Raw genomic sequence first — 21,919 nt, 5'->3', positions numbered from 1 at the left:
GTTATCGCATTTGGAAACGCTTGCAGCCGTTTACCAGATCACCACGCGGTCCTTGTCCGGGCGCACCATGGAATCGCCCTGCTTGCACGAAAACGCCTGCGCGAACTGAGGCATGTTGGATGGCGAGGCATTGGCGCGCAGGTGGTCGGGCGCATGCGGGTCGCTGGCCAGATAGACCAGCTGCTGCTGTTCGCGTACCTGCCCACGCCAGCTCAGTGCAAAGCCCAGGAAAAAGCGTTGATCCGGGGTATAGCCATCGATGCTGGCGGCCCGCTCGGGATGCGCGCGCAATGCACTCTGCAGGGCGTCGTAGGCGACATTGGTGCCGCCCAGGTCTGCGATGTTTTCGCCCAGTGTGAGCTTGCCATTGACGTGCAGGTCGGGGCGGTCGGGCAGGGGGGCGTAGGCATCGAACTGCTTGACCAGCGCTTCGGCCCGCTGCTCGAAGGCCTCGCGATCTTGCGGCGTCCACCAGTTGACATTGTTGCCTGCACCATCGAACTGGCTGCCCTGATCGTCGAAGCCATGCGTGGCTTCATGCCCGATGACGGCGCCAATGCCGCCATAGTTCAGCGCATCGTCCGCCTTGGCGTCGAAGAACGGCGGTTGCAGGATGCCTGCCGGAAAGTTGATGGAGTTGGTGCTGGGGTCGTAGTAGGCGTTGACGGTCTGCGGGGTCGTCACCCAACGCGTGCGGTCGGTGGGCTTGCCGATCTGGGCGATGTCGTAGCGATAGTTGAACTTGGACGCCGCCTGCAGGTTGCGGTAATAGGCGCCGGGAACGATCTCTAGCCCGGACCAGTCGCGCCAGGTATCGGGGTAGCCGATCTTGGGAAGGAAGGTTTCCCACTTGGCGAGGGCCTTGTCCCTGGTTTGCGCGCTCATCCAATCGACATTCTCGATACGCGTCTTGAGTGCAGCGCGAATGTTGTCGACCAGTTCGCCGGCGCGCCGTTTTGCCTCGGGAGTAAAGACCTTGGCCACGTAGAGCTGGCCCAGGCCTTCGCCCATGCTGGCATTGACGGTACGCAGTACGCGCTTCCAGCGTGGCTGTTGTTCGGGTTGGCCGGACAAGGTCTTGCCGTAGAACGCGAAGTTGTTGTCGACAAAGGCCTTGCTGAGCTGTTTGGATGCGTCGTCGATGGTATGAAAGCGCAGATAGGCCTGCCATTGCGCAATCGGTGCGCTGGCGAGCTGGCGGTCGAATTCTGCGAAGAAGCGCGGGTGCGATAACGAGAATCCGGCACCCGCGTCCACGCCTTGGGCTGCGAAGAATTGCGTCCAGGAAAAGTGCGGCGTCAACTTGTCCGCCTCGGCCAGGCTGACGAAGTGATACTGATTCTCTGGTTTCCGTGCATCGACCCGGGTCAGCGAGGCCGCTGCCAGGCGCGTTTCCAGCGCAAGCACATCGTTGGCCTGGGCGCGCGCTGCGTCCTTCGCGGTACCGGTGAGCTCGAACGACTTGGCGATGTAGTCCAGATACGCTTCACGGATGGGCGCGTACTCGGCGGCGCTGTAGTACTCCTTGGTCGGCAGGCCTAGGCCCCCTTCATTGGCGAAGGCGATCTGCATGTCCGCCTTGCGGAAATTGGCGCCAGCGCCGAAGTTGAAGACCTGCCCGTCGCCTTCGGCATAGCGGCTGGTGATGTAATCGGCGATCTGCTTGCCGGAGCTCAGCGCGGCGATGGCGTCGAGTTGCGGCCGGATCGGCTGATCCCCCGCAGCCTCGATCGCGACCTCGTCCATGCCTGACGCATACAGCATGCCGATCTTGCTGGCCACCGGATCGGTCTGTGCGCCGGTCTGTTTGGCGGCGTTCTCGGCGATCTCGCGCTGCGTGAGCAGGCTTTGTTCAACCAATATGTCGCTGACGCCCCAGCTGGTGCGATCTGCCGGAATGGGATTGGCCTTGCGCCATTTTTCGTTGACGAAGTTATCCAGGTCCTGGCACGCGCTGGTGGACGCATCCAGTGCGCTGATGTCCAGCGTCGGCACGGCCGCCGGCGCGGGCGTTGCTGCTGCCGGCATGGCCGTTTGCTTGGGGGCGTGGCTGTCATTTGCAGGCTTGCAGCCGGCCAGAGCGACCAGAAGTGCCATGGCGAGGGTGGAGGTCTTGAGCAGCGGCATGCGGATCGCTCTTGGTGTAAAGAGCCAAGAGCATAAGCGTGCGCCACCGTGACAGGGACGCAGGTTGAGATTTATTGAGACTCATCGGCCGCTGCGCGGCGACGTGCAGGGCGTGGCCGGTACCGTTGAGGTATCAGGCGCCACTGGCGCGTTTCATGGGTGTGGCGCTGCAGGCGCGTCGGAACCAACGGGCCGTGGCACACGCCATCTTTTCTTGTCAGCGATGAGATCGATGTCCGCTCGCTGGCGTCTTGTACTGCGGCAGACAACGGCACTTGCGCCAACCCGCACAAAGCGCAAAAAAAAGGGCGACGCTCGTTCGAGCGCCGCCCCTCATTGCATCACCTGGCAATTACCAGATCACAACCTGCTTGTCGCCCTGACGCACCATCGCATCGCCGGCCTTGCACGAGAACGCAGCGGCAAAGGCCGGCATGTTCGACGGTGCACCGATGGCGCGGAAGTTGGCCGGTGCATGCGGATCGGTCTTCAACCGCACCACCAGTTCTTCCGGGGTGAAGTTGCGGCGCCACACCGTGGCCCAGTTGAGGAAGAAGCGCTGGTCGCGGGTGATGCCGTCGGTCTTGGGATCGTCCTTGCCGGCAGTGGCGGTCTTCATCGCGTCATAGGCGGTGTTGAGGCCGCCCAGGTCGGCGATGTTCTCGCCCAGGGTCAGGTCGCCCTTGACCTTGTCGCCCGCCGGCGTGCGGTAGCCGTCGAACTGCGCGACTAGCTTGCCGGTGCGGCCCTTGAACGCGTCCAGGTCTTTTTGCGTCCACCAGCCCGGATCGGGGATGAAGTTGCCATCGGCACCGAAACGGCTGCCCTGGTCGTCGTACCCATGGGTCATTTCATGCCCGATCACCGCACCGATGCCGCCGTAGTTCATTTCCTCCGGCGCATTCGGGTCAAAGAACGGCGGCTGCAGGATAGCGGCCGGGAACACGATCTCGTTCTGCAGCGGGTTGTAGTAGGCGTTGACCGTCTGCGGGCTCATGCCCCATTCGGTCTTGTCCACCGGCTTGCCGATCTTGGACAAGTTCCACTTGTAGTTGAATTCCTGCGCGGCCAGCACGTTACCCAGGTAGCTATCGCGACTGGTGGCAAGGCCATTCCATTCGCGCCACTTGTCCGGGAAGCCGATCTTGGGCGTGAAGCTTTCCCACTTGGCGATGGCCTTGGCCTTGGTCTCCGGGCTCATCCAGTCCAGCTTTTCGATGCGCGCCTTCAACGCGGTGCGCAGGTTGGTCACCAGCGTTTCCATCTTGGCCTTGGAATCGGCCGGGAAGGCCACCTTGACGTACATCTGGCCCAGCGTCTCGCCGGCCTGGCCGTTGATGGTGGCCAGCACGCGCTTCCAGCGCGGCTTGATTTCCTTCTGGCCACGCATGGTCTTGTTGTAGAACGCGAAGTTCTCATCGACGAACGGCTGGCTCAGGAACGGCGAGGCGCCATCGACAGCGTGGAAGCGCAAGTAAGCGCGCCAGATTGCCGGGTCGGTGTCGGCGATCATCTTGCTCACTTCCTGATGGAAGGCCGGGATCGCCAGCGAGAACATCTCCGGCGTGGCCACGCCCTGCGACTTGAAGAACTCGGTCCACGACCAATTGGGAGTCAGCTTGTCGGCATCGGCCGGCGAGATCGGGTTGTAGGCCAGCGACGCATCGCGCGACATCTGCGTGCTGGTCTTGGAGACCTTGGCCAGGCGGGTTTCGAACGCGACCACCTGCTTGGCCTGCGCGGCGGCATCGGCGGCGGCGACGCCGGACAGCTCCAGCACCTTGGCGATATGCGCCTGGTACGCCTCCAGCTTGGCCTTGTTGCCGGCACTGGTGTAGTACTCCGGATCCGGCAGGCCCAGGCCGCCCTGCATCGCGTAGGCGATGTTCTGGCTGGACTTCTTGAAGTCGGCTTCGGCGCCGAAGCTGAAGAGATCGTTGTTGCCCTTGGCGGCGCTGCTGCGCAGATAGTCAACCAGCTTGGCCTGGTCGCCGATGGCATCGATGGCAGCCAGTTCCGGCTTCAGCGGCTCGATGCCCTGGGCATTGATCTTGGCTTCGTCCATGCCGGTGGACCACAGGTCGCCGACGATCTTTTCCACGCCGGTGGCGCCGGTGTCGGCGGCCGCCTGTTCGGCCAGCTGCTGCTGGATGGCGTTGGAGCGCTCGTCGAGCATTTCGAACGCGCCCCAGCTGGTGCGGTCGCCCGGCACCGGATTGGCAGCCAGGAACTTGGCGTTGGCGTAGGCGTTCAGATCGGTACAGGCATTGCCATTGGGGTCCAGATCGGCTGCGGTGAACTGGTTTACTGCCGGCAGCTTGCTCTGGTCCAGGGTCAGGGTCTTGGGGGCCGCCGGGGCGGTGGCCGCAGCGTCGCCCGCAGGGGCCGCAGGCGCGGTGTCTTCAGACTTCTTGCAACCGCTCAGCGCGGCCGCCACTGCCAGGGTCAGCGTCAATAAATGAGGTGTTCGAATCACAAAGGCTCCAGGAGCAACAGTCGATTGGGGAGCCCCGTCACGGGGCCGTGGCCGGCACTCTACGCCTCGCCAGCCGGCAGGCATGGTGTCGAAGGTCATGGGTGCGGGGTGTGTAGACGAGCCGGCTTGTTGTCGCTGTTGGGTCCGGCAGTCTTGCACGGGTGGCGACACGCAGCGGCAGTCGGGCGTTTTCTTGTCCTGGGCGTAGAAGCTGCGGGCCATGTTGGTGGTCACTGTTTGGCTTGGCCGTCGACGTCGATGTGTCGATAGCGATGAAGATGGCCGCCAAGGCCCGAATGGTCCAGCCGCGCACGCGGTGCTATATACGACTGCATGCCTACCGCTTCCGACCCGTTGGATGCTTTGATTGTCGGCGCCGGCCACAACGGCCTGGTGTGCGCGGCGTATCTCGCCAGGGCCGGCAAACGCGTGCTGGTACTGGAAGCGCGCGACGTGGTCGGCGGCGCAGCGGTCACCGAAGAATTTCATCCCGGATTTCGCAACTCGGTGGCGTCCTACACGGTGTCGTTGCTGCAGCCCAAGGTCATCGACGATCTTGCATTGGAGCGGCACGGGTTACGCGTGGTGGCGCGTCGCATCAACAACTTCTTGCCGCAGCCCACTGGCGAATATCTGCTGGCCGGGGCGGGGCGCACCGCGCTGGAAGTGGCCAAATTCTCCGCGCGCGATGCCGCTGCACTGCCAGCCTATGAAGCGCGCCTGGAGCAACTGGCCGATGTCTTGCGTGCGCTGGCCTTGCAGCCGCCACCCGATGTTACCGATGCCGGATGGCTGCGTGCGTTGCCGCAGCTCTGGCGTGCGGGCAAGGTGGGGCTGCAGCTGCAGGAATTACCGCTCGCGTTGCGGCAAGACCTGCTCGACCTGTTCACCATGTCGGCCGCCGAGTATCTGGATCGCTGGTTCGAGAGTGAGCCGATCAAGGCGCTGTTCGGCTTCGACGGCATCGTCGGCAATTACGCCAGTCCGTACACCCCGGGCACGGCGTACGTGTTGTTGCATCACGTGTTCGGGCAAAGCAATGGCGTCAAAGGCGCCTGGGGCCACGCGATCGGCGGAATGGGCGCCATCACCCAGGCGATGGCGGCCAGTGCGCGCGAATACGGTGCGCGGATGCGCACCGGCTGTGCGGTGGATCGGGTGTTGGTGGAGCAGGGACGTGCCGTGGGCGTCGTGACGGCCGATGGCGAAACGTTGCGCGCGCGTGCCGTGGTTTCGAACGTCAACCCGAAGTTGCTCTATCAGCGTTTGATGCGAACAGAGGACGTACCGGAGGCCACACGCGAACGCATCGCCCATTATCGCTGCGGCTCGGGCACCTTTCGCATGAACGTGGCACTGTCGCGCCTTCCCGATTTCACCGCGCTGCCCGGCGCTGGCGACCATCTCACTGCCGGCATCATCCTGGCCCCGAGTCTGGACTACATGGACCGCGCCTGGCAGGACGCACGCGCGTCGGGATGGTCGCGCGAACCGGTGGTCGAATTGCTGATCTCCAGTACGCTGGACGACTCGCTGGCACCGCCCGGCCAGCATGTGGCCAGCTTGTTCTGTCAGCACGTTGCGCCAACGTTGCCGGATGGCTGCCATTGGGACGATCATCGCGACGAGGTGGCCGACCTGATGATCGCCACTGTGGAACGCTATGCTCCCGGATTTGCCGCATCGGTCCTGGGGCGCCAGGTTCTGAGTCCACTCGACCTGGAACGCATCTTCGGCCTAGTCGGTGGCGACATCTTCCACGGCGCGCTTAGCCTCAATCAACTCTTCAGTGCACGCCCGATGCTGGGGCAGGGCGCATATCGCGGTGCGGTACCTGGGCTATATCTCTGCGGCTCGGGAACCCACCCCGGCGGTGGGGTGACCGGCGCGCCTGGGCATAATGCGGCGCGGGTGATTCTGGGCGGCTGACGCGACCGGCGATGGCAGCCAAAAAAAAGGCCTCAGAAATACCGAGGCCTGAAGTAAGCGTCCAGCCGATACCGAAAGCGTCGAATCGACGCTTTCGGCTCGCACACCATCAGAAGTCGTACGATGCAGTCAGGCGGACGTAGCGCGGCACGTTGTAGTTGTAGGGCTGCAGCCCCACTCGGTAGGTGTTCGATACGACAAACGGAGAGTCGCCTTCGTACACCCCGTCGACACGATTGGCGGTGCGGTCGTTGAGGACATTGAAGACCTGCACGCCCAGCGCCAGCTTGTGATCGGCGAACGAGGGACGGTATGTCAGACCCAGGTCTAGGTTCTTGATCCAGGGGGTGCGCCCGGCATCGCCAGGAGGCGAGGGTTCGCCCCCACAGTAGTGGTAGCCCGACCCATAGCCAATCGGGTCGTAGTCAACCGACGCTGCATCCGGGCCGCCGTAGAAACCCAGGCAGGAAATCGGCGTGCCCGACATGACGCGCAGGGTTGCAGAAGCCATCCATTCCGGAGTGATCTGATATGCCCCAAACGCCTTGATCTGATGACGGCGATCATTGGCCAGGCTGCCGCCGGCGTAATACATCAACGCGGCTGCATCCCAGTCCTGGGTCTTCGAAACGTCGGCCTGGCCCAGGTCGGACTTCACCTGGCCCTCGGTGTTGCCATAGCTGTGTGACCACGTGTAGTCGACGCGGCCATACCACTTCTCGTCGAAGGGATGTTCCAAGAACAAATCGACGGACACGTAGCTACGCTTGGCCTTGTCGGTGAAACCCCAGTCCGACTGTGACATGGCGACCTGTGTGTAGCCGGATCCATCCGAGTTGGGCAGGTTGTAGGTATTGGTCTTGCCGGGGTTGAACATCACGCAGCCGGGGATCTCCACCGAACCAGAATCGCCGCCGCTGGCGTCGATCTTGTCGGCCATACGGCCGGTGTCGCAGACGTCGTCAATGGCAGCCTGGAGCTTGCGATAGGTGACCTTGGCGCCCGAATTCCAGCTTTCGCCAAGGGTCTTTTCGAATCCAAGGATGAACTCATCCTGGTACTGGGACTTCAGATCCGTCGGCGCGAAAGCATTCGGATCCGGTGCCTGGCCGTATTCGCCATTGCTCGAGACCGGGCCAGGACCGATGGGGCGCAAGCCGGTCGGCTCGCCGTTGGCGTCGATACCGGTGTAGGCGAAGTATTCGTCGGTGTAGGTGGATGCCGACGCACCGCGGATCGCCACCTGGTTGGGCAATGCAAGATAGTAGCGGCCGAGGTTGGCGAAAACCTTCAACGACGAATCGCCGAAAACATCCCAGCTGGCGCCGACGCGCGGTGCCCACTGGTCGCCGCTGTCGACGTAGGCGACATGATCGCTGTTGAAGTTGGTGAATTTGTCGTTGCGGATGCCAAGCGTCAACAGCCAGTTGTCGTTGACCTGCCAGCGATCTTCCAGGTAATACGCCTTCTGCTCCACTGCCATGCTGGTGGTCGTGGTGAAGATGCGCTGCTGCGCGTAGTAACCATTGGTCCCTGCGCCAGTTGCTCCGACGCCTAGCGAGCCGCGCACGGGCGTGACCTCGTCAACGGCGCGGTTATAGATCCACTGGTAGCCAGGACCTGTTGTGCGAACGCCCTCGTCGTAAGCATTGAAGTACATGTTGTCGACGCCGGCGGTCAGGTCGTGATCGCCAAGCCGATAATTCAACTCCAGACGCAGGTTGCGGGTCTTGTTGATCGGATCATCGGCCTTCGAACGATTCGTGGCTTGATCGTTGGAGACCGGTGTACCGCCGTTGATTGCGGGGTTCTGCAGGTTCAACCCTGCGATGAACGGAAGCGTGGAGATCAGCGGATTGAATTGCTGATTGTGCTGCGTGCTCCTTCCCCATGTCGCATTCAGGGTGAGGTCGTCGGTGATGTAGCCGGTGTACTTGAAGATATCGTAGGTGTCTTTGATCTTGTAGGTGTCCGGATACAGCCCGGACGGGCCGCCATCCGACATAGTGTCGTAGCTGTAGTTGCTGTACGAGCCCGCACGGCGATCGGTGTTCTCGATGCGCGTGTACTCGAGGATGTTGCTGTCGTTGATGTTCCAGTCGACCTTTCCGTAAAACTTCGGCGAGCTGTAGTCGTAGTGATTACGTCCCTGCGCACTGGCGGCTGTCGCCGTGCTGGTGACCGCGCCATCGGTCTTGTCGGTCTCGCCTGCCACGAAAATAAACAGCTTGTCTTCAATCAGAGGGCCGCCTGCATAGGCGCTATACACAGTACGGCTCTGCACGTCATCCTTGCTGCTGCGGTACATCGTGCCTGCCAGCTCCGGATCTTCATAGCGGTAACGCGGGTTGGAGTTAAGCGTATTGGTCGGATACCAGACATCACCAACCGAACTCGAAAGATTCTTCGGTTCCCATACCGCCTGCGCCCCAAAATGCCATTCGTTGGTACCACGCTTGCCCAACTGATTGATCACGCCGCCGGTCGAGCGGCCGTACTTCGCGCTATAGCCGCCAGTGTAGGTTTCCTGCTGGTCAATCGCGCCGTAAGGCAGGCTGACGCCGCCCAGGTTGCTCAACGGATTGCTGACATTGAAGCCGTTGATGTAATACGCATTTTCGGTAACACCTGAGCCACCGAAAGACACTACCGAGCGCGAGCCATTGTTGAATGCACCCGCGCCGGACACTGCACCCGGTGCCAACAACGCAATCGCTTCGGCGCTACGGCCCAGCGGCAGTGTGGCCAGCTGTTCCGAGGTGATTACCGAGCGCGAGCTCGTCGAGCTCACATCGATCTTCGGCGCATTGGCAGCGGTGACAGTGATTGCACCAAGCGTGGTTGCATCCGCATTGCTGCCCCCGGCGCTGGCGCCAGCGAACGAGACTTCGGTGCCCGAGCCAACGCGCAGCTGCACATTCTTGCGGGTGTCGACGACCTGGTCGCCGCGCTTCAGGGTGACGGTGTAGGCGCCAACCGGCAGCGAACCGAGGTTGTAACGGCCGTTTGCGTCGACGGTGATGGTACGGCTCAGGCCGGTGTCGCTCTGCACGACGATCGTGCTGCCGGCTTCGGAGGGGGCGCTGCCATAGATGCTGCCAGTGGTGCTCTGCGCGTAGACCGCGCCGTTGGCTAGGCAAGCGCCAAGGACAACGGCGAGAGCGGTGCGCTTGAGGATTTGGCGACGAAACTGATTGCTCATTCCTGACCTTTCAACTGGGAGTGCGGATAAGGGGCGGTCATCGCGGAGTCAGATGGCCTTAACCCGAACGTAATGAATGTCTGCTTGGCAGTGCAAGCAGTTGAAACGATTTATTAATGAAATAGGGGCAATCCGCATCGAAAATGGGGAATTCGGCACAAATTCGCGCCGTGCGCCACAAACCAATAAACAACCTCGACAATGCAGTGCGAACCATTAGTTACATTTGATGCAGGTTATTTGGCGCTGCTAAGCGATCGCGACTACGGCTGTAGCGCTCAGGATCCGCTTGGCCCGATCAAATCAGAGGGCAAAAAAAAGCCCCGGCATGCGGGGCTTCATTTCAAGCATCACTTCCAGTCAAAACCGCACTGTTGTCCCCAGGTAGAAGAAGCGACCAACGTTGTCGTACAACGCCGAGTTGAAATCCGAGCCGAAGTAGTTGCGGGGCGGATCCTTGTCGAAGGCGTTGTCGATGCCGAGGTAGACGTCGATCTTCGAGCCGGGGAACTGATAGCCGAACTGGAAGTTGTGGTAAGTGTACGAGCCATTCTTGATCGGGCTGGCCGAACCCGGGTTGCTGTTGTAGCTCTCCGGGGTCACGCGCAGGTTGCCGTCAACGTAGTTCATGTCCCACGAGGCGCGCCATTCGTTCCAGTTGTATTTGGTCTGGAACTGCGCACGCCAGCGTGGGTCGGTCACGTAGGTCACGTACTCGTCGTACTCGGCCGGGAAATCCTGGAAGACCCATTCGCGTGACTGGATCAGGCGGGTGCCGACCAGGCGCAATACGGTGTTGCCTTCGCCGAGCTGGAAGCGGTAGTCCATTTCCAGATCCACGCCCACACGCCGCGAGCGTGACAGGTTTTCGTTGAGCGCCTGCCAGCCGATGATGCTGTGCTCGGGATAGATGCGGCCCTGCGGGTCGGTGAATCCGCCAAGCGGGGCGCGCTGCACGAAGCCGCAGAAGCTGTTGTTGATGCCGCCCGGGTTGTCTACGCAGCGCGTGGCGTTGGTTTCTGCAGTCACCGTGCCGATCGCGTCCTGCAAGTCGATGCGCCAGTAGTCGATCGACATGCCGAAGCCTTCGAAGAATTCCGGTTGCCAGACCAGACCATACGACAGGCTGCGCGCGCGCTCCGGCTTCAACTCCGGATTGCCCCCGCTCACGCCCGGACGGGTGGCGGTGTAGGTGTCGATCCAGCCGACCGGCACGCCCAGCGCGCTGCAGTTGGCCTGGCGCAATGCCACGTCGCCGGCAGTACCAGGACGATTGGAATTGGTCGGCAGGTAGTTGCAAGGATCGTTGATGGTCGCGAAGTTCTCGCTCTGCGAGTCGTACAGCTCGCCAATGCTGGGCGCGCGTACCGCCTGGGCCAGCGTGCCGCGCAAGCGCAGCGACGGGAGGATGGTCCAGTCCAGACCGATGTTCCAGGTCTTGGTCGAGCCGATGCTGTCGTAGTCCGAATAGCGCCCGGCCACATCCAGCGCCAGCCGGTCTACGCCGGGCAGGCCGGCGAGCAGCGGAATGGTGCTTTCGACGAAGACTTCCTTGACGGTGTACTCGCCGCCGCTGTTGGGAATGGCATTGAGGAAGGTCACCCCGGACGCAGCCAACGGGTCGGTGATTTCCTCGCTTTGTTCCTTGCGGTATTCCACGCCGCCGGCAACACCGATGTCGCCCGCCGGCAGAGACAGCAGGTTGCTGTTGGCGACCGATGCGCTGAACACGGTCTGCTGGATTTTGGCCTGCGAGCGCGCAGTGGTGTTGAACCACGCAGCCGCTTCCGGGGTGACCGCACCGTTGCCGAAGATGCTGAAAGGCACGCAACCTTCGCGCGCCAATGCCGAATACACGCGGTTGGTGTTGGGGTTGATCGCGTTCGGGTCCAGCGTGGTGCGGCAGACGATGTTGCCGTTGGCATCGCGTGCGGCATCGATACCGGCCTGCCAGCGTTCGTTGATGCGGTTGTTGAGGTTGAGGCGGTCGACCGTGGTCTTGCCGTAGTTGGCAGACACGTCATAGGTCCAGTTGTCGGTGAAGTTGCCTTCGGCGCCCAGCACGGCGCGGTAGGTCTTGCGTTCGATGTTTTCGCCGCGGCGGCCAGCATCGACGTTGAAGCGGTTCATCAGGATCTGGGTGGCGCCGCGTGAATCCATCAGGGCGCCGAGTTCCGGGCTCACGTACGGGTTCTGCCGGCGCACGCGCAGCGAGCTGTCGAAGGCGGGCTGGCCGAAAAATTCCGAATCGGTCTCGCTGTACTTTCCTTCGAAGAACAGGCGATGGTTTTCGCTGAGTTCGAAGTTCACCATCGTGTTGACGCTCTTGCGATCGAAGCCGGGCTGCAGGTCGGCCACGGCGTTGAGATCGGCGAAGTCGCAATCCACGCATGAGGTGTTGCTGACCACCGTGCCGTTGTAGCGGTTGCGGCGGAACGTGCCATCGTCATTGAACAGATAGCGGTTGCCGTAGGTGGCCGGGTTGCGGAAATCGAACGTGCCCAGGTTGAAGGTGCCGCCATAGGAAGTCGAATGGTTGCCGCCCGGGCCGCTCAGCACGGTCTGGGGGTTGCTTTCGCTTGGCGGGCGGCTGGGGTCGAAGCCGGGGTTCTGCACACTCACCAGGTACTCGCGACCGATGGCGCGGTTGCCGCGACCGAAGCGATCCTGCTTGCTGTATTCGCCCGAGATCGCGATGTTGCCGCGGCCTTGCGCAAAGTCGGTGCCGGCAGAGAAGCTGGCGAACGAGCGGTTGTAGTTGCCTTCATCGGCCAGGCCGGTCTGTGCCCGCGTCTCGAACCCAGTGAAACTTTTCTTGAGGATGAAGTTGACGACGCCGGCCACTGCGTCGGCGCCGTACACCGCTGACGCGCCGCCGGTGATGACTTCCACACGTTCGACCCATTCCACCGGAATCGTGTTGACGTCCACCGCGGTCGAGCCCGGGCTGGAACCCACATGGCGGCGCCCGTTGACCAGTACCAGCGTGCGATCGGTGCCCATCCCGCGCAGGTCAAGCAGGCCCAGGCCGGCAGTGCCGATAAAGCGGGTGGAATTGCCCAGTGTGTAGGTGGGTGCTAGTGCGGGCATGCGCGCCATCAGGTCGCTGATGGTGGTGGCGCCGGTGGCACGGATCTCTTCGGCAGTGATCGCGGTGACCGGTGACGGGGTGACGAAGCCAGTACGCGCAATGCGTGAGCCGGTGACGGTGACCTTGTCCAGGTCGGTGGTGTCCGGAGCCACGCCATTTTCGGACTGCGCGACAACGTGACCGGCGGGTGCGACTAGCGCGACCAACAGAGCGGCGCTCAAACGATGGCGACGGGTAGGGTGCGGGAGACGACTCGACATGAACGTGCAAATTCCTTGCTGGATGAGTTCCACAGCTGCGCTCGCTGAGCGCGGGCTGAATCGGAGCTCGAACGTAACAAGTCCTTCATTCCGTGTCCACAATTGTGAAATATGTCGTCGAATGACATGGCGTACGTGAGTTGTGCGGCGAGGCCGACAGCGGAGGCAACCGACATGAGCCGCTAAACTGGACGTCTTTCGCCGCGCGATCGGCATGGTTCGCGCAGCCGCACTCGACGAATGGGATAGGTAATGGGAACGATGAAGTGGAACAACGAGCCGTGCGCAATGGCCGGCGGCGCAGCAGGCAGCCAGGCATGAGCGGCGAACGCAGGATCGCCGCGCACGCGGTGCAGGGCGCACTGGCGCCGCACCCGCGTATCCGCAATGTGATTGCGGTAGGGTCGGGCAAAGGCGGGGTGGGCAAGTCCACCACCGCGGTAAATCTGGCGCTGGCGCTGCGGCAGCAGGGCGCGCGCGTGGGCGTGCTGGACGCCGACATCTATGGGCCGAGCGTGCCGGCGATGCTGGGGTTGAGCGGTAAGCCGGACAGCCCGGATAACAAGTCGATCGAACCGCTCCGCGCTTTTGGAATCGAGGCGATGTCGATCGGTCTGCTGGTGGATCAGGACACCCCGATGATCTGGCGCGGTCCGATGGCCACCTCGGCATTGACCCAGCTATTCAACGACACGCTGTGGGACGACCTGGATTATTTACTGATCGATCTGCCGCCTGGCACCGGCGACATCCAGCTGACCTTGTCGCAGAAGATTCCGGTGGCCGGCGCGGTGATCGTGACCACGCCGCAGGACATTGCCACGCTGGATGCGCGCAAGGCGCTGAAGATGTTCGAAAAGGTCGAAGTGCCGGTGCTGGGCATCATCGAGAACATGGCGGTGCACACCTGCAGCAACTGCGGCCATCGCGAGCATCTGTTCGGCGAAGGCGGCGGCGAGCGCATGGCCGCGCAGTACGGCGTGCCGCTGCTGGGGTCGCTGCCGCTGGATGTAGGAATCCGCGAGCAGGGCGATGCCGGCCAGCCGATCGTGATTGCGGCGCCGGACTCTGCGGCCGGCCAGGCCTATCTGGTGGCCGCCAGCCGCTTGTCGGAAGAATTGGGCAAGCGCCCGCGCGCCAGTATCCCGATTTCCGCCTCGCTGCTGTAACGCGTCGGCCGGCCTCCGGTGCCGGCCGCTGCTAGACTTTGCCGTCTTTCGCGCGGGCCGCCCGGCCTGCCGCCTTCCGTCTTCAAGGAACACCGCATGAGCATCAAGAGCGACCGCTGGATCAAGCGCATGGCCGAGCAGCACGCGATGATCGAGCCGTTCGAGCCCGGCCAGATCAAGCACGACGCCGTCGGCCAGCGCATCGTCAGCTTCGGCACCTCCAGCTACGGTTACGACGTGCGCTGCTCGCGCGAGTTCAAGATTTTTACCAACATCAACTCGACGATCGTCGACCCCAAGCATTTCGATCCGGGCAGCTTTGTCGATATCGAATCGGACGTCTGCATCATCCCGCCCAACAGCTTCGCACTGGCGCGCACGGTGGAATATTTCCGCATCCCGCGCGATACGCTGGTGGTGTGCCTGGGCAAGAGCACCTACGCGCGCTGCGGCATCATCGTCAACGTGACCCCACTGGAGCCGGAGTGGGAGGGCCACGTGACCCTGGAATTCAGCAATACCACGCCACTGCCGGCGCGCATTTACGCCAACGAAGGCGTGGCGCAAATGTTGTTCTTCCAGTCCGACGAAGTGTGCGAAACCTCGTACAAGGACCGCGGCGGCAAGTACCAGGGCCAGACCGGCGTGACGTTGCCGCGCACCTGATGCGTTGGTGCGGCCGTAGCCTTCAACAGGTCGCGGCCGCCTTCTCGCGGTAGCGCAGCAATTGGCGCACACCGGCGGCAATCAGGAACACCGGCCACCAGGTCGCGGTCAGGTGGCCCACATCCATCTGCGCTAACCCCAGGTTGTCCAGCAGAAACAGCGCGCCCAGGACGATCAGGAACAGGGCAGGAATCAGACGGTAGTTCATGACGACATCCTCGGTTGGTGTGAGGACATGCTGCGCTCGATGCGCCCGTCGATCAGGTGCCGGAAGTCAACAATCGCCGATGACAAACGTCATGTCGGCAGCGCCATGCGTGGACGGCCGCTGGCGCAGGTGTGGGCGCCGCCGCTGCTCGCTAGCCGCGACCAACGCGAAAAGCAGCGTTGGCGGAGATGTCGAGCGTTCCATTTCGAAGCGGCATCGATAGCGCATTAGGCTTCGCCCGTACCCGCATCCGCCTCGTGCGCGCATCTTTACACTCGAGTGGAGATGGGAAAGGGAGCTAGGCGATTCGTCTTTCGGTGCCAGACCAGATGGTGCGCACCAGCTTTCCCAATCGGGCAGGCAAACGTGCAGCGCTCGCCATGGCGCACAAGCTGCAAGGTCTGAGAGACTGCTAGCAGTGGTTGGCGAGGCTTCGCCCGTGCCCCTCATCCGCCCCGCGGGGCATCTTTCTTCCGGCGGGAGAGGGGAGCGCCGGGTGATTCATTTGCAATGCCAGGCCAGGAATTACACGCCGACGGATGGAGAGCCTTCAGCGTAAATACACCGCTCTGACGCTTCCCCGATCCCGAATCCCAGCCTTACCTACTTGCCACGCCCGAACAGCATGCCAATGCCACAGGCCACCAGCGCCGCCGGCCACCAGGTGGCGATCAGCTTGCCCAGGCTGAGGTTGGTCCAGCCCAGGTTGTTGGCCAGAAACAGCAGGCCCACAAGGATCAGGATCAGTGCGGCGACGACATTGGATTTCATGCGAGAGGGCAGGTTGGCGAACGGGCGCCTATCGTAGCCGCTGCGCCCATGCCGCGACACGCTCCTGCAGTGTGTCGGCGGCAAACCGCTGAGCCGGGCCGCTGCCCCAGACCGGCCCTGGCCAGGCCGCATCGCCGGGATGACGGCCGACCAGGTGCACGTGCAGCTGCTGCACGATATTGCCCAGTGCTCCGATGTTGAGCTTTGTCACCGCAGGCTCCGCGCGTAGCAGTTGCGAAAGCTGGTTGATTTCGGCCAGCAACAGGCGCTGCTGGCCACCATCCAGATCGATCCACTCGCTGACATCGGCCACGCGCGGCACCAGCACCAGCCAGGGGAAACGGGTGTCGTCCATCAGGCGCACCTGCGACAGCGGCCCGTCGGCGACAAACACGCTGTCGGCCGCCAGCCGCGGATCCAGCTGGAACTCGCCTGCCGAAGGGGCGCTCGATGCCGGCACGCTCATCCCAAGTGCGCCTCGAAAAAGCCCAGGGTGCGTTCGAGTGCCCGATCGGCGCTGTCGGCATCGTAATGGGTGGGGTCGATGCTGCGGTTGAAGGCGTGCCCGGTGGGATATACGAAGGTTTCCATCTGCGGCAGTTTCTCGCGGTGAGCCTGGATCGCCTCCGGCGGGATGCTGGCGTCGCGTTCGCCGAAATGGAACATCACCGGCGCCTTGGGCGTTTCGTCCAGCAGCTGGGTGTTGCGGCCGCCGTAATAGCTTACCGATGGCAGGCCCAGGCGGATGGCCGACAGCAGCGCCACCGAGCCGCCCCAGCAATAGCCCACCGTGCCCACCTTGCCGGCGCGGGTCAGTAGCGTGGCGGCGGATTTGACAACCTCCACTGCGCGCTCCAGGCCGACCGCATTGGCCAGTGCCAGGCCGCGCTGCAGGCTTTCCTGGTCGTAGGGCAGCTGTACGTCCTTTTCTTCCAGATCGAAAAAGGCCGGTGCCAGCACCTCATAGCCGCGCGCGGCGTAGTCGTCGGCCACTGCCCGGATATGCTCGTTGACGCCGAAGATCTCCTGGATGACCACCAGGCCGCCGCGCGGGCTGGTGGCGGGGGTGGCGTGCCAGGCGGCGACCTGGCCGTCGGGGGTGTCGAGTGTGGTCCAGTGACCCATGGGGATTCCTGATGTGCAGCGAGGGAGGCGCGCATTATCGACCGGACCGGCATCGCGAAAAGTGAGGGTTTCGCAAAGCCGGCCGGGCTGGCCCGGCGCGGCGGTTCAGAGCGCTGCCCGCACGCCGCTATAATTGGCCTTGCCCAGGCCCAAGGCCGCTCCGTTTCCCAGGCTCCTGCTTCCATGTCCCAGCTGAACCCCAAAGTCGGCTTCGTCAGCCTTGGCTGTCCGAAGGCGCTCGTCGATTCCGAACGCATCCTCACCCAGCTGCGCGTGGAGGGCTACGACATCGTGCCCAGCTACGACGCGGCCGATGTGGTGGTGGTCAATACCTGCGGCTTCATCGACTCGGCGGTGACCGAATCGCTTGATGCCATCGGCGAGGCGATGAACGCCAATGGCAAGGTGATCGTCACCGGCTGCCTGGGCAAGCGCCCCGAACAAATCCGTGAGGCCTACCCGCAGGTGCTGGCGGTGTCCGGCCCGCAGGACTACCAGAGCGTGATGGAAGCGGTGCATGCCGCCTTGCCGCCGCGCCACGACCCGTTCGTGGATCTGGTGCCCGACTACGGCATCAAGCTGACCCCGCGCCATTACGCCTACTTGAAGATTTCAGAGGGCTGCAATCACCGCTGCAGCTTCTGCATCATTCCCTCAATGCGTGGCGATCTGGCCTCGCGTCCGGTCGATGAAGTCCTGCGCGAAGCCGAGCGGCTGGTGCGCGGCGGGGTCAAGGAGTTGCTGGTGGTGTCGCAGGACACCTCGGCCTATGGCGTGGACCTGAAGTACGCCGAGCGCCCGTGGCGCGACCGCATGTACCAGACCCGCATGAAGGCGCTGTGCGAAGGCCTGTCGGAGCTGGGCGTGTGGACGCGCCTGCATTACGTGTACCCGTACCCGCACGTGGACGACGTGATCCCGCTGATGGCCGAAGGCAAGCTGTTGCCGTATCTGGATATCCCGTTCCAGCACGCCAGCCCGCGCATCCTCAAGCTGATGAAGCGGCCCGGTGCGGTGGAAAAGACGCTGGAGCGTGTGCAGCGCTGGAAGGCGATGTGCCCGGAGATCACGGTGCGCTCGACCTTCATCGTCGGTTTCCCCGGCGAGACCGATGCCGAGTTCGAATCGCTGCTGGAGTTCCTGGATCAGGCGCAGCTGGATCGTGTCGGCGCGTTCGCGTATTCGCCGGTGGACGGCGCCAGCGCCAACGCGCTGCCGGACCCGGTGCCGGAAGAGGTGAAGCAGCAGCGGCTGGCGCGTTTCATGGCCAGGCAGGCGGAGATCTCCGCCGCGCGGCTGGAAGCCAAGATCGGCAGCGTGCAGCAATGCCTGGTCGACCTGATCGAAGACGACATCGCAGTGGCGCGTTCGCGCGCCGATGCGCCGGAAATCGACGGCCTGGTGCATATCCAGAACGGCGGCGAACTGGGTTTGAAGGTCGGCGACCTGATCGACGTGGAAATCACCGACAGCGACGAGCACGATCTGTTTGGCGACGCGTTGCCGCCCACCGGCGCTGCCCAGCACGGGCGCGCGCTGAATCTGCAGATGGTGTAACCAGCCACGAGGTGGTGCACGTTGCGCAATGTGCGCCACCGCGCCGCCACTGGCCCGTTGTAGGAGCGCGTCAGAATGTGACGATGCGTTCGCGATCAAGCCAATCGCGCACGCTTCGCAACTGCAGCTCAGTCGATTGCGTCAACCGCCGGCGCTGAGCCCCGCCGGTGAGGGCATCGCGAGCAGAATGGCGCTAGCGTCAGCGGCGATGCTTCTCGCAGACCACACCATCGCGTCAGCCCGCGCCCCACAGATCGGCCCTGCGTTACCCGCGCACTACCTGCCGTAATCCACCGACACCACAACGAAGGTGTGCTTACCGGCGGGTAGTTGTGCCTCGAACTCATCGTCCACGCGTTTTTTCAACAACGCGCGCGCCAGCGGCGAATCGATACTGATCCAGCCCAGGACGGCGTCGGTTTCGTCCGGGCCGACGATGCGGTAGCGCAATAGCTCGCCGCTATCAGCATCTTCCAGCTCCACCTGCGCACCGAAAAACACGGCGTTCGGGTCGGTGGGGGCGGTGTCCACCACGCGCAGCGCTTCCAGGCGTTTGCTGAGATAGCGCACACGCCGGTCGATCTCGCCCAGCTGCTTCTTGCGGTAGGTGTACTCGGCATTTTCCGACCGGTCGCCCTCGGCGGCAGCTGCGGCCAGTGCACGCACCACCTCGGGGCGCCGCACCCGCCACAGGTCTTCCAGCTCGACCTTCAGACGGCTGTGCCCCTCGGGCGTGATCAACGCAGTGCTTTTTTCGGCGGGCGGGCGCCAGCGGCTCATGTGGGGCTTGGGGTATCGGACAGCGGGGGCGCGATGCTAGCGCGCATGGACGGCTTGCGCATCTGCCATCGCCCGGCGAAGCTTTGCGCCATTCTTAAGACACGGACGTCGTCATGTTGCTCATGCCGCTGCACAAACCTTGGTCGCGCCAGAACATTCCGTGGGTGACCCTGCTGCTGGTGCTGATCAATGTCGTGATCTATCTGGGTTATCAGCGCAAGGACGACGGGCTGGTCGACAACGCCGTGCATTACTACGTCGAGTCCGGGCTGGGCACGCTCGAAGCGCAGGCCCACGCACACTACCTGGCGCAGACCGCCGATCCCAAACTGCGCGCCGCGCGGCAGGGCAAGCTGGACAGCGTTCCGGCGCCGCAACGCACTATGTATCTGGCGCATCTGACGATGCACGATGCCGCCTTTGCGCGGGCGTTGCGCAGCGGGGCGCTGTTCAAGGACGAAGCGCAGATGCGCGAGTGGCGCGGCCTGCGTGCACCCTACGATGCCCGCTTGTCCAAGGTGTTCACGCTGCGGCATCTGCAACGCAGTTCGGAGTGGTCGCCGGCGCGCATGTTCACCGCCACCTTCCTGCATGGCGACTTGGATCATCTGTTCGGCAACATGGTGTTTCTATTGGCGCTGGGCACCTTTGCACGCACCACCTCGGGGCGCCGCACCCGCCACAGGTCTTCCAGCTCGACCTTCAGACGGCTGTGCCCCTCGGGCGTGATCAACGCAGTGCTTTTTTCGGCGGGCGGGCGCCAGCGGCTCATGTGGGGCTTGGGGTATCGGACAGCGGGGGCGCGATGCTAGCGCGCATGGACGGCTTGCGCATCTGCCATCGCCCGGCGAAGCTTTGCGCCATTCTTAAGACACGGACGTCGTCATGTTGCTCATGCCGCTGCACAAACCTTGGTCGCGCCAGAACATTCCGTGGGTGACCCTGCTGCTGGTGCTGATCAATGTCGTGATCTATCTGGGTTATCAGCGCAAGGACGACGGGCTGGTCGACAACGCCGTGCATTACTACGTCGAGTCCGGGCTGGGCACGCTCGAAGCGCAGGCCCACGCACACTACCTGGCGCAGACCGCCGATCCCAAACTGCGCGCCGCGCGGCAGGGCAAGCTGGACAGCGTTCCGGCGCCGCAACGCACTATGTATCTGGCGCATCTGACGATGCACGATGCCGCCTTTGCGCGGGCGTTGCGCAGCGGGGCGCTGTTCAAGGACGAAGCGCAGATGCGCGAGTGGCGCGGCCTGCGTGCACCCTACGATGCCCGCTTGTCCAAGGTGTTCACGCTGCGGCATCTGCAACGCAGTTCGGAGTGGTCGCCGGCGCGCATGTTCACCGCCACCTTCCTGCATGGCGACTTGGATCATCTGTTCGGCAACATGGTGTTTCTATTGGCGCTGGGCACCTTGCTGGAAGGGGCGATCGGCAGCGGCTGGTTCCTGCTGCTGTATCTGCTGGGTGGCTTCGGTGCCAGCGCAGCGAGTCTCTGGTGGCGCTGGGGCGAACCCGGTGGCGGGCTGGGCGCGTCCGGTGCCATCGCCGCCTTGATGGGAGCGTTCTGCGTGGTGTGGGGGCGCCGTCGCGTGCGGTTTTTCTACTGGTTTTTCGTGGTCTTCAACTACGTGCGCGGCCCGGCGATTTTGCTGCTGCCTCTATGGCTGGGCTGGGAGCTGTACAGCCTGCTGGGTAGCGATAACGGCGGTGTCGCGTTCGAAGCGCATGCCGGCGGGTTGATCAGCGGTGCGCTGCTCGGCGCGTTGCTGGTGGCGGTGCGACAGATCCGCCCGGCCTTCATGGACGAGGACGCTGCCGCGCAGGTGGACGACCGCTGGGAGCGAGCGCAGCGACATCTGGGCCGCATGGAAAACCTCGAAGCCGAGCGGCTGCTCGCCGAGCTTGCCGGTGAGACGCCGCACAGTTCCGAGATCGCGCTGGCCCGCTATCGCGTTGCCCGCAACGCCGGGCGCATGCATGAGGCCGTGCGCCACGCGCAGACGCTGCTGCACCTGCCCAGCCATAGCGCGCAACAGACACGCGTCCAGCTGGGCGTGGCAGCAGAACTGGGCAAGGACAAGATTGCCGTTGCGCTGCCGGCACGCATGGCTTTGGTCGACGCGTGCCTGCGTAACGGGCTGCTGGCCGACGCCGAGCGGTTGCTGAAGGAGTGCGATATCGATGCGCCACGCGCCGAGCTGGCGCAGCACTGGTTTGTACTGGCGCTGCGGCACGGCGAACTGCAGGCTGGCGCACAGCGCACGCGGGTGTTGCAGCTGGTGCGTGATCAATTTCCGGAGCAGGGGCAGGCGGTCAAGGCGCGCTTCCTGCTTGAGAATGGTTGAGGCGGCTGCGCGTTCGACCAGATTCCGGCCATCAACGGCAGGGGTTTGAAGTCGCATCAGGAGCGGCTGGGGAACTTGGCGAGCGGTCGTCGTTGCGCTTGGGTGGCGCGCTCGGCACCTCAATGCATGCCGTTGGCAGTGCCGACGGTGTCCGCCGTGCGGCTGTAGAGGCGGTCTATGCAGCGCGTCAAGACGTTCCGCGTATG

Annotated in this window: 14 protein-coding genes and 2 pseudogenes; 6 read left to right on the top strand and 10 right to left on the bottom strand. The window is 63.5% G+C overall.

Translation table 11 applies throughout. From position 1 onward, the window contains the following. Positions 1–30: 30 nt before the first annotated feature. Both BJD12_RS04620 and BJD12_RS04615 read right to left on the bottom strand, forming a co-directional pair. Entirely contained in the window at positions 31–2,127 is a 2,097-nt protein-coding gene (locus tag BJD12_RS04620; RefSeq protein WP_005994275.1) for a M13 family metallopeptidase, read from the bottom strand. Positions 2,128–2,479: 352 nt separating this feature from the next. After that, positions 2,480–4,582 carry a M13 family metallopeptidase gene (locus tag BJD12_RS04615; protein WP_005994273.1) on the bottom strand — a complete coding sequence of 701 codons (2,103 nt, stop codon included), beginning with the start codon at positions 4,580–4,582 and terminating at the stop codon, positions 2,480–2,482. Between the two features lie 354 nt (positions 4,583–4,936). Between BJD12_RS04615 and BJD12_RS04610 the strand changes: the two genes are divergently transcribed. Beyond that, positions 4,937–6,532 (top strand): phytoene desaturase family protein, encoded by a 1,596-nt coding sequence (locus BJD12_RS04610; protein WP_005994271.1) that lies wholly within the window; start codon positions 4,937–4,939, stop codon positions 6,530–6,532. A 109-nt stretch (positions 6,533–6,641) separates the two neighbouring features. Here the strand turns inward: BJD12_RS04610 and BJD12_RS04605 are convergent, their stop codons facing one another. After that, positions 6,642–9,734, bottom strand: coding sequence for a TonB-dependent receptor (locus tag BJD12_RS04605; RefSeq protein ID WP_005994269.1), 3,093 nt, complete (start codon positions 9,732–9,734; stop codon positions 6,642–6,644). A gap of 360 nt (positions 9,735–10,094) precedes the next feature. Then, the gene (locus tag BJD12_RS04600; RefSeq protein ID WP_042828223.1) at positions 10,095–13,085 is read right to left on the bottom strand and encodes a TonB-dependent receptor plug domain-containing protein; all 2,991 of its coding nucleotides are present in this window, start codon (positions 13,083–13,085) and stop codon (positions 10,095–10,097) included. A 317-nt stretch (positions 13,086–13,402) separates the two neighbouring features. On the opposite strand from BJD12_RS04600, the gene apbC reads away from it, so the two are divergent. Both apbC and dcd read left to right on the top strand, forming a co-directional pair. Then, on the top strand, positions 13,403–14,254 hold the full coding sequence (gene apbC, locus BJD12_RS04595) for an iron-sulfur cluster carrier protein ApbC (protein ID WP_005994266.1): 852 nt from the start codon (positions 13,403–13,405) through the stop codon (positions 14,252–14,254). A gap of 96 nt (positions 14,255–14,350) precedes the next feature. Continuing rightward, positions 14,351–14,920: a dCTP deaminase gene (dcd, locus tag BJD12_RS04585; RefSeq protein ID WP_005994264.1), complete on the top strand. Its 570-nt coding sequence runs from the start codon at positions 14,351–14,353 to the stop codon at positions 14,918–14,920. Positions 14,921–14,942: 22 nt separating this feature from the next. Here the strand turns inward: dcd and BJD12_RS04580 are convergent, their stop codons facing one another. From BJD12_RS04580 to BJD12_RS04565, 4 genes are all read right to left on the bottom strand, one after another. Continuing rightward, complete coding sequence (locus BJD12_RS04580; RefSeq protein ID WP_005994262.1) at positions 14,943–15,128, bottom strand: LiaI-LiaF-like domain-containing protein; 186 nt, start codon at positions 15,126–15,128, stop codon at positions 14,943–14,945. 603 nt (positions 15,129–15,731) lie between these two features. Continuing rightward, positions 15,732–15,899 (bottom strand): LiaI-LiaF-like domain-containing protein, encoded by a 168-nt coding sequence (locus BJD12_RS04575; RefSeq protein WP_005994260.1) that lies wholly within the window; start codon positions 15,897–15,899, stop codon positions 15,732–15,734. A 28-nt stretch (positions 15,900–15,927) separates the two neighbouring features. Beyond that, positions 15,928–16,365, bottom strand: a complete 438-nt coding sequence (locus BJD12_RS04570; protein WP_005994258.1) for an HIT domain-containing protein — start codon at positions 16,363–16,365, stop codon at positions 15,928–15,930. Next, the gene (locus BJD12_RS04565; protein WP_005994257.1) at positions 16,362–17,024 is read right to left on the bottom strand and encodes a dienelactone hydrolase family protein; all 663 of its coding nucleotides are present in this window, start codon (positions 17,022–17,024) and stop codon (positions 16,362–16,364) included. Before BJD12_RS04565 ends, BJD12_RS04570 begins: the two co-directional genes overlap by 4 nt. A gap of 183 nt (positions 17,025–17,207) precedes the next feature. Between BJD12_RS04565 and rimO the strand changes: the two genes are divergently transcribed. Next, positions 17,208–18,581: a 30S ribosomal protein S12 methylthiotransferase RimO gene (gene rimO / locus BJD12_RS04560; RefSeq protein ID WP_005994254.1), complete on the top strand. Its 1,374-nt coding sequence runs from the start codon at positions 17,208–17,210 to the stop codon at positions 18,579–18,581. 276 nt (positions 18,582–18,857) lie between these two features. Here rimO and greB read toward each other — a convergent pair whose 3' ends face one another. Beyond that, a complete protein-coding gene (gene greB, locus BJD12_RS04555; protein WP_005994252.1) occupies positions 18,858–19,361 on the bottom strand; it encodes a transcription elongation factor GreB in 504 nt (167 codons plus the stop codon). Between the two features lie 113 nt (positions 19,362–19,474). Here greB and BJD12_RS25195 point away from each other — a divergent pair. Continuing rightward, positions 19,475–20,029, top strand: a pseudogene (locus BJD12_RS25195) (rhomboid family intramembrane serine protease); the annotation flags it as partial. Here the strand turns inward: BJD12_RS25195 and BJD12_RS24750 are convergent. Then, positions 19,996–20,133: pseudogene (locus tag BJD12_RS24750) on the bottom strand (transcription elongation factor GreB); the annotation flags it as partial. The pseudogenes BJD12_RS25195 and BJD12_RS24750 overlap by 34 nt on opposite strands. A gap of 113 nt (positions 20,134–20,246) precedes the next feature. Here BJD12_RS24750 and BJD12_RS04540 point away from each other — a divergent pair. Then, on the top strand, positions 20,247–21,713 hold the full coding sequence (locus BJD12_RS04540; protein WP_042827879.1) for a rhomboid family intramembrane serine protease: 1,467 nt from the start codon (positions 20,247–20,249) through the stop codon (positions 21,711–21,713). Positions 21,714–21,919 lie beyond the last annotated feature (206 nt).

Origin of the sequence: Xanthomonas vesicatoria ATCC 35937 (genome assembly GCF_001908725.1) — a bacterium.
Classification (GTDB): domain Bacteria; phylum Pseudomonadota; class Gammaproteobacteria; order Xanthomonadales; family Xanthomonadaceae; genus Xanthomonas; species Xanthomonas vesicatoria.
The sequence above is the reverse complement of the archived record's forward strand: the minus strand, read 5'-3'. Positions and strand labels throughout refer to the sequence as shown.

Coding starts and splice junctions, on each gene's coding strand:
- BJD12_RS04620 (WP_005994275.1), bottom strand. CDS start 2,127: ATGCCGCTGCTCAAGACCTCCACCCTCGCCATGGCACTTCTGGTCGCT.
- BJD12_RS04610 (WP_005994271.1), top strand. CDS start 4,937: ATGCCTACCGCTTCCGACCCGTTGGATGCTTTGATTGTCGGCGCCGGC.
- BJD12_RS04605 (WP_005994269.1), bottom strand. CDS start 9,734: ATGAGCAATCAGTTTCGTCGCCAAATCCTCAAGCGCACCGCTCTCGCC.
- BJD12_RS04600 (WP_042828223.1), bottom strand. CDS start 13,085: ATGTCGAGTCGTCTCCCGCACCCTACCCGTCGCCATCGTTTGAGCGCC.
- apbC (WP_005994266.1), top strand. CDS start 13,403: ATGAGCGGCGAACGCAGGATCGCCGCGCACGCGGTGCAGGGCGCACTG.
- dcd (WP_005994264.1), top strand. CDS start 14,351: ATGAGCATCAAGAGCGACCGCTGGATCAAGCGCATGGCCGAGCAGCAC.
- BJD12_RS04580 (WP_005994262.1), bottom strand. CDS start 15,128: ATGAACTACCGTCTGATTCCTGCCCTGTTCCTGATCGTCCTGGGCGCG.
- BJD12_RS04575 (WP_005994260.1), bottom strand. CDS start 15,899: ATGAAATCCAATGTCGTCGCCGCACTGATCCTGATCCTTGTGGGCCTG.
- BJD12_RS04570 (WP_005994258.1), bottom strand. CDS start 16,365: ATGAGCGTGCCGGCATCGAGCGCCCCTTCGGCAGGCGAGTTCCAGCTG.
- BJD12_RS04565 (WP_005994257.1), bottom strand. CDS start 17,024: ATGGGTCACTGGACCACACTCGACACCCCCGACGGCCAGGTCGCCGCC.
- rimO (WP_005994254.1), top strand. CDS start 17,208: ATGTCCCAGCTGAACCCCAAAGTCGGCTTCGTCAGCCTTGGCTGTCCG.
- greB (WP_005994252.1), bottom strand. CDS start 19,361: ATGAGCCGCTGGCGCCCGCCCGCCGAAAAAAGCACTGCGTTGATCACG.
- BJD12_RS04540 (WP_042827879.1), top strand. CDS start 20,247: ATGTTGCTCATGCCGCTGCACAAACCTTGGTCGCGCCAGAACATTCCG.